14 protein-coding genes and 1 tRNA gene are annotated in these 12637 nt (G+C 62.0%); 6 read left to right on the forward strand and 9 right to left on the reverse strand.

Translation table 11 applies throughout. The features are described 5' to 3' along the window. Positions 1 to 70 precede the first annotated feature (70 nt). From NBT81_RS00530 to NBT81_RS00545, 4 genes are all read left to right on the forward strand, one after another. Positions 71 to 1261, forward strand: coding sequence for an ISH3 family transposase (locus NBT81_RS00530; protein WP_425498664.1), 1191 nt, complete (start codon positions 71 to 73; stop codon positions 1259 to 1261). Positions 1262 to 1439: 178 nt separating this feature from the next. After that, entirely contained in the window at positions 1440 to 2465 is a 1026-nt protein-coding gene (locus NBT81_RS00535) for a type I restriction enzyme endonuclease domain-containing protein (protein WP_338740277.1), read from the forward strand. Then, complete coding sequence (locus NBT81_RS00540) at positions 2458 to 3180, forward strand: SprT family zinc-dependent metalloprotease (protein WP_338740279.1); 723 nt, start codon at positions 2458 to 2460, stop codon at positions 3178 to 3180. Before NBT81_RS00535 ends, NBT81_RS00540 begins: the two co-directional genes overlap by 8 nt. 482 nt (positions 3181 to 3662) lie before the next feature. Next, positions 3663 to 3995: a hypothetical protein gene (locus NBT81_RS00545; RefSeq protein WP_338740280.1), complete on the forward strand. Its 333-nt coding sequence runs from the start codon at positions 3663 to 3665 to the stop codon at positions 3993 to 3995. 123 nt (positions 3996 to 4118) lie between these two features. Here the strand turns inward: NBT81_RS00545 and NBT81_RS00550 are convergent, their stop codons facing one another. The 7 genes from NBT81_RS00550 to NBT81_RS00580 form a co-directional block, all read right to left on the reverse strand. Continuing rightward, positions 4119 to 5108, reverse strand: coding sequence for a hypothetical protein (locus tag NBT81_RS00550; protein ID WP_338740283.1), 990 nt, complete (start codon positions 5106 to 5108; stop codon positions 4119 to 4121). A 316-nt stretch (positions 5109 to 5424) separates the two neighbouring features. Next, positions 5425 to 5497, reverse strand: a tRNA-Pro gene (locus NBT81_RS00555). Between the two features lie 50 nt (positions 5498 to 5547). Beyond that, entirely contained in the window at positions 5548 to 6138 is a 591-nt protein-coding gene (gene trmY, locus NBT81_RS00560) for a tRNA (pseudouridine(54)-N(1))-methyltransferase TrmY (RefSeq protein ID WP_338740284.1), read from the reverse strand. Between the two features lie 63 nt (positions 6139 to 6201). Beyond that, positions 6202 to 7218, reverse strand: coding sequence for a DUF4350 domain-containing protein (locus NBT81_RS00565; protein ID WP_338740285.1), 1017 nt, complete (start codon positions 7216 to 7218; stop codon positions 6202 to 6204). After that, positions 7205 to 8104, reverse strand: a complete 900-nt coding sequence (locus NBT81_RS00570) for a S49 family peptidase (RefSeq protein ID WP_338740286.1) — start codon at positions 8102 to 8104, stop codon at positions 7205 to 7207. The genes NBT81_RS00565 and NBT81_RS00570 overlap by 14 nt, the downstream gene beginning before the upstream one ends. Before the next feature lie 100 nt (positions 8105 to 8204). Further along, complete coding sequence (locus tag NBT81_RS00575; protein WP_338740287.1) at positions 8205 to 8972, reverse strand: ABC transporter permease; 768 nt, start codon at positions 8970 to 8972, stop codon at positions 8205 to 8207. After that, positions 8969 to 9919, reverse strand: a complete 951-nt coding sequence (locus NBT81_RS00580) for an ABC transporter ATP-binding protein (protein ID WP_338740288.1) — start codon at positions 9917 to 9919, stop codon at positions 8969 to 8971. The genes NBT81_RS00575 and NBT81_RS00580 overlap by 4 nt, the downstream gene beginning before the upstream one ends. Before the next feature lie 217 nt (positions 9920 to 10136). Here NBT81_RS00580 and NBT81_RS00585 point away from each other — a divergent pair, with 217 nt between their 5' ends. Together NBT81_RS00585 and aceA are read left to right on the forward strand one after the other, a co-directional pair. Then, positions 10137 to 10391 carry a hypothetical protein gene (locus NBT81_RS00585; protein ID WP_338740289.1) on the forward strand — a complete coding sequence of 85 codons (255 nt, stop codon included), beginning with the start codon at positions 10137 to 10139 and terminating at the stop codon, positions 10389 to 10391. Then, positions 10388 to 11503: an isocitrate lyase gene (aceA, locus tag NBT81_RS00590; RefSeq protein ID WP_425498703.1), complete on the forward strand. Its 1116-nt coding sequence runs from the start codon at positions 10388 to 10390 to the stop codon at positions 11501 to 11503. Before NBT81_RS00585 ends, aceA begins: the two co-directional genes overlap by 4 nt. Positions 11504 to 11545: 42 nt before the next feature. Here the strand turns inward: aceA and NBT81_RS00595 are convergent, their stop codons facing one another. Both NBT81_RS00595 and NBT81_RS00600 read right to left on the reverse strand, forming a co-directional pair. Further along, a complete protein-coding gene (locus NBT81_RS00595) occupies positions 11546 to 11884 on the reverse strand; it encodes an AzlD domain-containing protein (protein WP_338740291.1) in 339 nt (112 codons plus the stop codon). Beyond that, on the reverse strand, positions 11881 to 12633 hold the full coding sequence (locus tag NBT81_RS00600; protein ID WP_338740292.1) for an AzlC family ABC transporter permease: 753 nt from the start codon (positions 12631 to 12633) through the stop codon (positions 11881 to 11883). The genes NBT81_RS00595 and NBT81_RS00600 overlap by 4 nt, the downstream gene beginning before the upstream one ends. Positions 12634 to 12637 lie beyond the last annotated feature (4 nt).

Consider the following 12637-nt stretch of genomic DNA (forward strand, 5'->3'; position numbering starts at 1 on the left):
CACGTAGTGATTAGAATGACGCGACTGAATCAGTCGCCTGATTCAGCCGCTGCCCGGATTCCTGTGTGTGATGGAGTTCCCAAGACTCAAACGCATCCTCACAGATCCGGACGAGTACATTTCGAGCAGCCAGTTGAAGTCTCTTAGCATGGAGTTGCTTGAGCTGATACCGATGGAAGGAATCGAGGGCTCCGGCCTCGATTCCGAGGAAATCATGGAAGTCGTCTTACGAGCTGCTGTTGACACAACCTCCGTCAACGGTGTCACGACGAACACTGAGGACACGCCAAACCGCGAGCCAGTGATGGACTGGTTGCACACCTTGGAGAAAGAGCCGATGCTTGATGCTGTCAACGATATCCTCGCACTGGTGGCGATGACGGTTCTCGACCGCGGCGGGTCGAGAACCATCTGTCTGGACTTCATGGACAATCCGTTCCACGGTCATCCAGACGACGAGGACGAGTTCAGGAGAATGGAAGCACGAGATGGAACCACGAAGTGTCACCGGTACTGTACTGCGTTCGTCATCGCGCAGGGAAAGCCACTCACACTGGCGGTTGAACCAGTTGACGGCGAGGACAGCAAGGCCGACGCGGTCGAGCGCGTGCTCGCCCGCGTCGAAACATACCCATTCGAGACCGACCAGATCCTCATGGACAGGGACGCCTTTGTCGGGGAGTTAATCGGTATTCTTCGGGAGACAGCACCGCCAGTCTTTCCGGTCATAACCCGGAAAGACTCGCTCCGGAAGAAACTCTCCAAGGCCGCGTCACACATGACCGAAGAGACGATTTGCGAAGGGAAAGAGCACGAACAGACGTATCCACTGGCGGTGAACGTTACCTATCAGAACGGTGACCGCGGAAAGTCTGGTGTGAAAGCGACAGGATACGCGGCGTACGGTCTGGAAGACCGCACGCCCGCGCAAGTCGCTACGACCTACAACAAGCGTTCACGGATAGAGAAGAGCTACGAGAAGTTCCGAGAAGCGCGTGCCCTGACAACAACGCCATCGACGACAATCCGGCTGTTCTACGTGGGCGTGGGGTTTCTGTTAGAGCAGTTGTGGCTCGTGTTACAGTGGGCCGTGCTCGCCCGACCACGGCGGGGCGGGCGAGCACTTCCGAAAACATTCGCGTTTGGTGACGCGTTTTTGCACGGGATCGAACGGGTGTTAGACGACGAACTCGGCTGGAAAGAGAAGTACCGGACTAACGGAGAAGGACTGCCAGCAGGATACGAACACGGACTCGGTTGAGCCGCCTCGCTTCGGCGAAGCGAGGCTGGCGAACAGCGACAGCTGTCTTCGGAGATCAGTCTGAACGACAACTACAGCCAAAACAATCCAGATTTGTGACTCTTCCTCAACTCTCCGTGGCGTCAGATGTGTACTTCGTCTCGTATCAGCGTCCTTACCGTGTTAGACCGGACTCTTGTTGCCGCCGCCATCAAGAGAGTGGACAACTAGCGAAGGTGTCTTCGAGAACATTGACGACGCCCTTGATTACGACTCCGAGACGAAGGCTTACGCCGCCCGTGACAAGGACGAACTCTACGACGACCTGACCGACCAGTTGGAAACGGTTATGGACATTTTCGACGGCATACCGAAGGACGACACCCAAGAGGCCGCCTACGAAGCCGTCGAACGGATTAGCACCCATCCAGAACGCCGAAACTTCAAACAGGGCTTCCGCCGACTACAGAATCTCTACGAAGCCGTTGCTCCGGACAAGCGGCTCATTAACGAGGGAATAGAACGTGATTACAAGTGGTTGAGCCGGATTCATGTCGCGTTCAAGCGCACGACTGGCGGCGAGGACGACCCCGAAGACGACATGCGCGAGAAGACACGCGAGATAATCAACGAGAACGTCGAAATTACTGAAATCAAAGACGATTTTCCGACCTACGAACTCGGGGGAGAATACCTTGAAGACGTAGAGGGATTGGATAACCCCGGCGTGAAGGCGTCACAGATTGCCCACGCCACCCGCGAACACTTACACCCACGGGAGAACCAGAACCCCCGATACAAGCGATTGAGCGAGCGCGTGACCGGCATTGTAGAGCGCTGGCAAGGTGACGAAATTAGTGACCCCGACGCCGTAGAGGCGCTCAAATCAGTCGAAAAAGAGGTTCTCGGCGTCGAAAAAGAAGCCGAAGAACAGGGAATGGACAAGGCGGAGTTCGCTATCTATACGCACCTGACTGAAGAGACACCAGACGCAATCGACTCTGACGACCAAGCCGAAGAAGTGGCGCAAGAAATCGTCTCACAGTTCCGTGAGCGGGTCGACCGAGGATACTACGGTTGGAAGACCAATCAACAGACCACTTCTGAAATCACCCGGATTCTACTGGACGTACTGGCAAAAGAACACGACCTCGGACACCTGATTCTGGACGAGGAAGGGTTTGAGGATACGATTCGGACGTACTTAATTCAGAATCATGGCTAAAGCCCGACGCCGAGAAATCGACCTGTTGGGCAACGCTGTTGAGTACGAAGTACAGCACAGTTCTAACGCTACTGAACCCCGCATTGACGTGGACATACACGGTGTGACAGTCGTCGTTCCTGAAGGCGAGGAAGTTCAGCCAACAGAGTTACTCAAGGAGAATGCGGCATGGGTCATAGACAAGCAACGGAACTACGACGCCTACCGTGAGCAAATTCCTGACCGTTCCTTTGAGGCTGGTGAGTCGTTCCCATTCCTCGGGCAAGACCGCGAACTCGTTATCGAACCAAGACAAAAACACGGGATAGACGAGGATTCGATTCGACTCCGGAAGAGTGCCGTCGAACAATCCTCTATTAAGCAAGTTCTCGAAAACTTCTACCGGAGCCGGGCGCGGGAGTATCTCACCGAGCGTACTGACCACTACTCGGAACAGATGGGCGTCGAATACGAGAAACTCGAACTCCGAAACCAACGAACACGGTGGGGAAGTTGTTCGACCGGCGGGACAATCAGTCTGAACTGGCGGTTGATAATGGCACCAGCCGACGTTGTTGACTACCTCGTCGTTCACGAACTCGCACACCTGACCGAACAAAATCATGGGACGGATTTCTGGCGGCTCGTCGGGGAGTACATCTCCGAGTACAAAGAGAAAGCCGAGTGGCTTGAACAGAACAGCGCGAAGTTGATTTTTAGCGAAGAAGACCTATAGAATATCAGGTCTACTGTAGCGCGTCATTATCAGAGCAAGACACCGACTCGTCGCCGCCCACAGCCACGAGACGCCTTCCAGCGCGGTCTATGCTAACATTTTATAAGGTTATCACGGCACAGAAAGCCGCTGAACGGCTTTGAGAGCAAATCAGATACGACGCTAATACCACTCGTACCGACGACGACCGCGCTCACAGCCTACTCACGTCGCTCACGACTACAAACGAAGGGCCAGCGGAGTTCATCAAGAAAATGCTATTCAGAGAGCCACAAGGTAAGGAAGTATGACGGAACAGCCGGAGTCTGGTGAACTTCTCGTTGGTCATATTTTGGACAATGGTCGCACAACAAAACAGATATATTATACTTTATTAAATCGCCAATAGCCCTATTATAGCACTATTTCAAGCAATTCTCACAGTATCCATATCAGAAAACATAGCATTTACACTCCCCGCGCTCTTATGCTGAAGTGGAACAATGGGAGAAGAAACCATTACCGTAGACGGAGAACAGATTTCACTAACAACGAGCGAAACAAGATATTGTAGTAATTGTGAAGAGGACGTTGGCTCGTTCATGGATAGCACCTGTCCCGGTTGTGGTCGTGAAGATTCTGTCCGGGTCATTAGCGAGGACTACACGGAGCGGGGCAAGTTCCTCTATTACGGTACTGGCACGATAGAGGATATGGCGGAAGCCCTCGAAAAGCGGGCTAAGTTCTTGCGTGTAATGAAAGAGAACGGGTGGGAAAGAAGAGGTGTTGCCGGAGACGACTATTCCCGTCTCACGAAGACCAAAGAGGGTTTGTGACCCCATCCCATCGGGGGCATCGCGCCAAGGCGTCCCGTGATTATTAACCAACAGTACACCCATGAACGCCAAGTCTGTTGGTTAACCACATAGCGGGATTCACAATCGAATCGGCCGTCTCCACTACCCACCAGTAGCCGACTCGTGGAACGACCGACCCGAACGGAACTCGGTCAGTTCGTTGATTCGGTCTTCCAGTTGCTCAATCTCTTCGCGGAGTTCGTCGCCTTCCTCGCCCTCCGTCTCCGCCAACCTATCCTTGAGTCCCTGAAGCCGCGTCTCTTTCTCGTCTTCATTCACGTCGGCCTTGCGAACGTACTCGCTCTTCGATACGTCGTACACGTCTGTTTCGGAAATCTTGGTCACATCAAGCGCTTCGTCCACTTTGCCCGAATCGACGGTCGTCAGCCGTTCACGTTCAATCCCGGCGGCCTCAAACGTGTTCAACACTATCTCGTCGTCTTTCAGCGAGCGATTCTTCCGGCTTGTCCGTTGGACAGAACCGAACTGGCCGGATATAGGCCGGTCGTGGTGAAGCCGGTCAAGCAAGACACTCCGAATGTCCTTCCGTAGGTCGTTTGCATTCCGCTGAACATCCGATAGTAGTGTATAGAGGTTGACCAGCCCCGGTGTCTCTACGTCTTCAAGCGTGGTCACATCATGGCGTTCGAGGGCGTCGATAAGCAAGAGAGAGTCGGCATAAACGTCCACGTCCGGCTCTTCACGCTCTTCGTCGGCGTCGTCAGTATCTCCTTGGGCTTCCACCAACGGCGAGCCGGTAGACTGGTCGCTTTCGGTAAGCGTCCCCTCACGGTCGTCCATCTCGAACCGTGGGTGGAGACTCATGACGGTCGCGTAAGGCTCCGCGTCCATAGGAAGACGGTCAAGGTCAAACTCACCATGTGCGTCTTGGATACGACGATATAGCGTCTCGAATTGCTCTTTCTGAAGTGGAATCGTTTCATCGTCGTCCCGATACTGAATCAGAACTCGGTGTTCCTGTACGTCGGTGACGCGAAACACCTTCCGCGAAAGTGGGGTGACAAGAGTTGCGTCTGACGGGAGTTCTTCGACGTTTTCAATGAGATTGTGCCACGTCGAATCGAAAGTCATGGGAGTAGATACGGAGAGGTGAGGTAAAGGTTTCAGGTACCGTCCAGAGAATAGCCAATACCCTTGTCTAATGCGGGTGCAATCTCGTTTTGTATATTCTGGTAGTGGCGATAAACAGACGTATAGAGCGCTCTACTCCTTAAAACATCCCCAAACAGGAGAAGACTGAAAGGTCTACAGCCCCTACGTATTCACAGAAGCCCATGACGGCGAGGGGGCGCACTTGCGCCGCAATTGGAATCAACAGTCAAGTTCCATACAGGATTTATAAACGGTATACCGCCGTCTTGTGAATCCTGAACGAGTGCGGGAAAAGTGGGCCGGCACGAATTTGAATCGTGGTTACGGCCACCCGAAGGCCGAAGGATACCAAGCTACCCCACCGGCCCGCAGGCGGAGCAACGCCAGCGCCGAGTTTAACAGTTGTGATTCGACCCACTCAGTACGACCGGAACCCCTCGGTGTCGAGGTAGTTGTGGGTGACGGTGACGGCGTGATCGGCGTGGAGCGCTCGCGGGCCGAGGCGGAGACGCAGGTCGGCGCGGTCGGCGAGCAGGGTCGTCTCCCCGTCGGTGAAGTCGTGGTGGTCCGAGAGGACGAAGACGGGGTCGGTCGGCGGGTCGACGTCGACGACCGGCGTCCCCGCCTCGTGGAGGTGGACGACCGTGCCGTCGACGGCGTCAAGCGTCGGTTCGAGCCCCCGGCGTCGGATCGAGACGCCCGGACTCGACTCGACGGCCTGGTGGCCGATGGCGTCGTCGCGTCGCTCCAGCGCCCCCCGGATCAGCGCGGCCGTGCTCCGCTCGTCGGGGTTCAGGCGGCGGAGGTCGCTCCCCTCGAACGTGACGGTGAACGCGTCGGCGAGGACGAGGTGGACGCGGACGTCCTCGCGGATGGCGTGGGAGAGAAAGAAGGCCGACGTGACACACCGACAGAGGACGTCGAGGCGACCGGCTCCGCCCGCGAGGTCGTCGAGGGTGAACTCGGGGGTCGTCGGGGTGTCGTGCCCGACGACGACGAACTGGCGCATGGGCGGAGTGGGAGGGCGTCGGCCTTGGGTCTTTCACTCCGCGGCGGGACGGTGGGCGGGCAGTCAGGCGGGGGCGGGCGTCGACCGTGGGGTTCGGGGGGGCTCGGGCGGGGCATCCCCACCCGACTCAGTGGACCGGTCGGAGCCGGGTTCGGCGGGTGCGCCGGGCTCCTTGTCGCCGTCGACGAGGAAGTCGGCGAGGTTGCCGATGAGCACCTCGTTGTCGGCGTCGTGAGCGTTCTCCCGTGTGACGAACTCGGTGTCGCCGACCGCGGCCACGCCGCCGTTACGGACGACCACGGCGTACTGGCCGGTGTCGCGGGTCGTCGATAGCTGCGTCCCCCGAGAGGCGACGAGCACCCGCGTGGCGTCCCCGGTTCGGATCGGGGCGGCCTCGCGCATCACGACGCGGTCGACACCGTCGGTGAGGGCGGAACCGCCGGCGGGCCGGGCGTAGATGCTCTGGAAGTTGTTGTCGTTCTCCTCCATGTTGTAGAGGTAGCCCGATCCGTAGGCGATGCCGTAGTTCGACCCGAGCGACGCCGTCTGGGGTCCGGTCTCCTGGAGGCCGCCGAGGCCGAGAAGCAGGCCGCCCGTCGCCTGGACGGAGGGCGGGTCGCCCATCACGAGGACGCGGCCGCCGGCATCGGTGAAGGCCTGGACGCCGGCGAGTTCGTCGCCCGTGAACCGCTCGCGGGGACTGACGACGAGGAACGCGTCGGCGGAGCGGAGCGACTCGTTGAGGCTCGCCCGCTCGCCGCGGTAGAAGCGGATCTGGTGTCCGTTCTCGGCGAGCGTCGACAGGAGGGGTTCGAGGTCCGTCTCCGAGACGCCGTTGGCGTGCCCGACGTCGACGAGGACGGTCTTGTCGCTCGCGTCGCTGTCCATGCGGACCTCGCCGTCTTCTGCCGTCCGGTCGGGGAGGGCCGAATCGGGGTGGAACTGCTGGTTCTCGACGGCGGGCGGGTCGTCGCCACCGTCACCCGAGCCGAGGGCGTACGGAGCGACGGCCGCGCCGCCGACGACGACGACCACGATCACGACGAACACCACGGCGAGTCTGGACTTAGGCGCTGACATTGCCGATCACCTCGTCTTCGGTTTCGACTTCTCCGTACACCATCAGATACGTCGGCGCGTCGACCGCGTCGTAGCCGACGGGACTCTCCTCGACGACGACCGTCCCCCCGTCCTCGGTGCTGAGAAGGAGAAGACCGCCGGTCGCCGGCGGTTCCTTGCGGACAACCTCGTAGTCCTCGAGGCCGGCTTCGTCGGCCGCGCGCTGGATGGCATCTTCGGAGGAGCCGATCTCGTCGGCCATCCCGTTGTCGACGGCGCTGGCACCGGTGTACACCTTGGCGTGTGCCACCTCGGTTCGACTGAGTTCGAGGTCGTCGCTCCGGTGTTTCATCACGCTCCCGACGAACGCGCGCTGGAGCGTTTCGATCTGGGCGCGACGCCGGTCGGCCGTGGAACTGGCCTTGTCCGGGCCGCTCTTGATCTCTCCGGGGATCGACGGACCGGGGGCCGCGCCGCGGACGCCGACGCTCCCGACGATGGAGGCCGGCGTGACGTAGATGGCGTCGGCAGGGAGCATCGCGTAGTAGGCCCCGGACGCGCCCGCGGATTTGACGGTCGCGACGACCGGCATCTCCTGGGCCGTCCGCTGGACCGAGAGGTAGAGTTGTTCGCTCGCGGCCGCGCCGCCGCCGGGACTATCGACGTTCAGGACGACCGCATCGATCGATTCGTTCTCGCGGGCCTCGCGGAGGTCCTCCTGGATCGGGGTCACGGTGTTCGAGGAGATCATCCCCTCGACCGTGACGACTGCGACCCGACCGTCGGGTTGGGTCGCCCGATCGTAGGCGACCGGCGCGAGGATCGCACTCAACAGGACGGCCGCCGCGACGACGAGGGCGTACGACTGCACCCGCGTCAGCGAGAAACCGTCTGGGCTGTTCGACATGGCGACTGGTCCTGGGATTGCCGCCGGCTAATAACTCCCCTTGGCGAAAACGTCGATTGTACCATGACACGCCGTCACGTAGGCCGCCGCCGTCGACGGCTCACTCCGTCAACCCGTAGCCACGTTTGAAGAGGAGGTAGTCGACCGCGAGAACGGCGGCCGTCACCGTCGAGAGGACGGCGAGCGAGGTGTTCGGGTCGATCTCGGTGACACCGATCATCCCGTATCTGACGCCGTTGACCATGTACACCATCGGGTTGAGCAGGGAGATCTGCCGCCAGAGCGGTGGCAACACCGAAAGCGAGTAGAACACCGCACCGAAGAAGACCAGCGGACGGAGGATGAACTGGTTCATCACGGTGAGGTAGTCGAAGTCGTCGGCCCACAGGCCGCCGACGATGCCGAGGCCGCCGAACAGCGTGGTGATGACGACGACGTTCGCGACCAGGTAGAACGGGTGGGAGATGGGAACGGACGTGAACACGAGGCCGACGCCGACGATCAGCAACGCCGTGACGATCCCCCGGGTCGCACTCGCGATCACGTACGACGCGACCATGTTGAAATTCGACATCGGCGTGACGATCACGGCGTCAATGTAGTCGTTCCACCGGCCGTGGAAGATGGAGAAGGAGGCGTTCTCGAAGGCATCGGAGATAGCCCCGAGGACGACCAGTCCCGGCAGGACGAACTGGATGTAACTCACGCCGGCGATGGAGCCGATGCGACTGCCGAGGATGACGCCGAAGACGGCGAAGTACAGCGTGTTGGTGATGATCGGCGGGAGGAACGTGTTGTACGGCCGCCTGACGAAGCGGAGAATCTCCCGGCGCACCAGCGTCCGGAGTTGGACGGTCGCTCGGCTCACGCCGTCCCCTCCTCGGCGACCGACGAGTCCGACCGGGTCAATTCGACGAACACCTCTTCGAGCGAGGTGCGGGAGACGTCCAGGTCGACAATTTCGTAGCCCGCGGCGTCGAGTTCGCGGACGAGATCCGGTGCGACGAGACCGCCTTGGGACGCGGAGACGACGAGTCGGCCGTCCCGGACCTCGACCGCCTCGACCTGTCCGTTGCCCGCGGCGATGGCGGGGGTCGATCGGATCGGATCGCGGAAGGTGACGGTGATGCGGTCGGTGCCCCGGTCCATCAGATCGTCCGGCGTGGCGACCGTGACGACCCGCCCCTGATCGAGGATCGCCACCTCGTCACAGAGGCGTTCGGCCTCCTCGATGTAGTGGGTGGTGAGGAGGATCGTCGTCCCGCCCTCGTTGAGGTCGGTGATCAACTCCCAGAGGTCGTGGCGGAGTTGGACGTCGACGCCGGCAGTCGGTTCGTCGAGGATCAGGAGGTCGGGATCGGTGACCAGGGCGCGAGCGATGAGGAACCGGCGCTTCATGCCCCCGGAGAGCCAGTCGAAGCGGGTGTCCCGCTTCTCGTAGATGCCGACCTGTTTCAGCGCTTCGTCGGCCCGTCGTCGAGCCTCGGGCCGCGGAATCCCGTGGTAGCCCGCCTTGTGTTCGAGTACCTCACGGATCGGGAAGAAGCGGTCGACGTTGAACTCCTGGGGGGCGAGGCCGACCCGGTCGCGGGCGGCGCGGTAGTCGGTCTCGACGTCGTGGCCGAACACGCGCGCCTCGCCGCCGCTCTTGCGGACGAGGCCGACGAGGATGTTGATGAACGTCGTCTTTCCCGCGCCGTTCGGACCGAGCAGGCCGAAGAAACTCCCCTCGGGGACCGAAAGCGAAACGCCGTCCAGCGCCGTCACGTCGCCGTATCGTTTCCTGAGTCCGTCGATTTCGATAGCGGCTACCATCTACCGGTACTGGGTGCCGGACGGAATTAAGGGCCGTGGAGTCGATGTGGGTGCTGGTAACACACCTCAATTAATGTAATTAATGTATATTGTCATTATAAATCATTAACTTTATTGTTCGATCGAGCGTCGGACCGAGTGCAATGCACGTACACGGCGACGCGTTCGAAGCGAACCGGATCGAGCGACGACCGACACGCGACCACTCACCACCGACATGGAACCGACGACCCGACCCGACGACGAACTAGCACAGCAAGCGCCGCTCGTCCCCGACATCGGCCGCGCGGACGACGCCCGTACCGACGGCGGGCGGACGACGACCGGTGACCGCACGGAGCGACGACGGCCCACGACCGACGTCTCGACTCAACGCGAGTACGACGACGAACTGACACAGGAAGCGCCGCTCGTCCCCGACATCGGCCGCCCCGAGACGCGACCGATCGACGACACGGAGCCCGGCCGATGACGCCCGACGAACTCGACACCGACGCGTACACTAGGGACGTCGACAACCCCGCGGCCGAGGAGTTCCGGGAGCGACTCGCCGACCAGCAGTTCGTCTTCGCGCCCGGACTCTACCACGCCCTCGACGCCCGCCTCGCCGAGATGACGGGCCACGACGCCGTCTACATGAGCGGCTACTCGACCGTCCTCGGCCAGTTCGGGTTCCCCGACCTGGAGATGGTGACGATGACCGAGATGGTCGAGAACGCCAAGCGCATCGCGGAGGCGACGACGCTCCCGGTGATCGCCGACTGCGACACGGGGTACGGTGGAATTCACAACGTCCGCCGGGCGGTTCGGGAGTACGAGAAGGCCGGCGTCGCCGCGGTCCACATCGAGGACCAGACGACGCCCAAGCGGTGTGGGCACATCGCGGGCAAACGGATCGTCCCCCGCGAGGACGCCGAGGCCCGGTTCCGGGCGGCGGTCGACGCCAAGCAGTGCGACGACACCGTGATCATCGCCCGCACCGACGCCTACGGCTCCGCCAACGGCGACTGGGAGGAACACCTCGAGCGCGGCCGGATCTACGCCGACGCCGGCGTCGACCTGGTGTGGCCCGAGATGCCCGACCCCTCCCGCGAGGACGCCGTCGACTACGCCGAGACCATCCACGAGACGCATCCGGATCTGAATCTGGCGTTCAACTACTCCTCCTCCTTTGCGTGGTCCGAGGAGGAGGACCCGCTGACGTTCGCGGAACTGGGTGACCTTGGCTACAAGTACATCTTCATCACCCTCTTCGGCCTCCACTCCGGGGCCCACGCCGTCTACGAGGACTTCGAGGCACTCGCCGAGACGGACGAACGGGCGCAGTTCGACCTCGAAGACCGGTATCTCGGGCACCCCACGGAGAGCCACCACGAGCTCTCCTTCGTGAGCGAGTATCAGGAGGTCGAAGCCGAGTTCGACCCCGAGGCCCGCCGCAGAATGGCGGAGTCCGCGGGGTTCGCCGACGACGAGACCGACCCCATCTCCACCGACGACGAGACCGACCCCATCTCCACCGACGACGAGACCGACCCCATCTCCACCGGCGACGAGACCGAGACACCGCCGGCGAACGACGACTGACGCCCGTCTCCGTCGGTGTGACGGTCACACCGACACCGACGCTCACAGCACCGCTCCGGCGAGCCACAGCGCCGCCATGCCGACGCCGATGGTGGCGAACACGTCCTCGGTGTACCACGCCACGGCCGCGGCGACGAGGCCCGCGACGAGGCGGTCGTCGGCGAGCGTCGCCGAAACCGTCGGTCCGGGGTCGACGACGGCCGGCGCCACCAGCGCCGCCAGAACCGCCGCGGGGACGTACCGGAGCGCCGCCTCGATCCGGGGTGGCATCCCGTCGATACGGCCGAACAGGTAGACGAAGGAGTACCGGATACAGAAGGTGAGGAAGCCGACGGCGAGGACGACCACCCAGACGGACGACGGCCCGTAGGTCGTCGTCACGCGTTCACCCTCCCGTCGGCGACGACGCCGGCGACGACGCCCGCGAGTGCGCCGCCGACGAGTCCGAGGTTCAGGGGCCACCCCGCGCCGGCGACGGCGACACTTCCCCCCACGAGGGCGGCGAGGACGCGCGGCCGGTCGGTCAGATCGGGAACGAGTAGGGCGAGAAAGACCAGTGGCACGGCGAAGCCGACGCCCCAGCGGTCGGGGATCCGCGCGCCGACGACGACGCCGACGACGGTGGCGGCCTGCCAGACGAGCCACATGGCGACCGCCGCGCCGAGGTAGTAGCCACGGCGGTGTGTCGGATCGGCGGAATCGACCGTGGGGTCGTCTGAGTCGGTGTCGGACGTGTCGCCGTCCCCGCTCCGCTCCCCGCCGTCGGTGAACTCCGCGATGGCCAGCGCGTAGGACATGTCCGTCAACAGGTACGCACAGAGGATCCGCCACCGCCGGCGGAAGTCGGCGAAGTGTGGCGCGATCGACGCCGAGTACATGCTCATCCGGAGGTTGATGATCGTCGCCGTGAGGACCACGACGGCGAGCGAGGCGTCCCGGCCGAGGAGGTCGACGACGGCGAGTTGGGAAGCGCCGGCGAAGACGACGACCGAGAGTCCGACAGCCTGGAACGGTGAGAGTCCGGCGTCGACGGCGGCGACGCCGGCGACGAGGCCGAACGGAACCAGCCCGAGCAACAGCGGAAGCGACGCCCGAGCGCCGGCGAGGAGAGGCGCGTGGAGGCGGGACATGGCG

The organism is Haloplanus sp. CK5-1 (assembly GCF_037201915.1).
GTDB lineage: Archaea > Halobacteriota > Halobacteria > Halobacteriales > Haloferacaceae > Haloplanus > Haloplanus salilacus.

What these genes read in the sequence shown, in the direction of transcription:
- NBT81_RS00565 (WP_338740285.1), bottom strand. Translation starts at nt 7,218, where the DNA reads ATGTCAGCGCCTAAGTCCAGACTCGCCGTGGTGTTCGTCGTGATCGTG.
- NBT81_RS00540 (WP_338740279.1), top strand. Translation starts at nt 2,458, where the DNA reads ATGGCTAAAGCCCGACGCCGAGAAATCGACCTGTTGGGCAACGCTGTT.
- aceA (WP_425498703.1), top strand. Translation starts at nt 10,388, where the DNA reads ATGACGCCCGACGAACTCGACACCGACGCGTACACTAGGGACGTCGAC.
- NBT81_RS00530 (WP_425498664.1), top strand. Translation starts at nt 71, where the DNA reads ATGGAGTTCCCAAGACTCAAACGCATCCTCACAGATCCGGACGAGTAC.
- NBT81_RS00585 (WP_338740289.1), top strand. Translation starts at nt 10,137, where the DNA reads ATGGAACCGACGACCCGACCCGACGACGAACTAGCACAGCAAGCGCCG.
- NBT81_RS00550 (WP_338740283.1), bottom strand. Translation starts at nt 5,108, where the DNA reads ATGACTTTCGATTCGACGTGGCACAATCTCATTGAAAACGTCGAAGAA.
- NBT81_RS00570 (WP_338740286.1), bottom strand. Translation starts at nt 8,104, where the DNA reads ATGTCGAACAGCCCAGACGGTTTCTCGCTGACGCGGGTGCAGTCGTAC.
- NBT81_RS00580 (WP_338740288.1), bottom strand. Translation starts at nt 9,919, where the DNA reads ATGGTAGCCGCTATCGAAATCGACGGACTCAGGAAACGATACGGCGAC.
- trmY (WP_338740284.1), bottom strand. Translation starts at nt 6,138, where the DNA reads ATGCGCCAGTTCGTCGTCGTCGGGCACGACACCCCGACGACCCCCGAG.
- NBT81_RS00545 (WP_338740280.1), top strand. Translation starts at nt 3,663, where the DNA reads ATGGGAGAAGAAACCATTACCGTAGACGGAGAACAGATTTCACTAACA.
- NBT81_RS00600 (WP_338740292.1), bottom strand. Translation starts at nt 12,633, where the DNA reads ATGTCCCGCCTCCACGCGCCTCTCCTCGCCGGCGCTCGGGCGTCGCTT.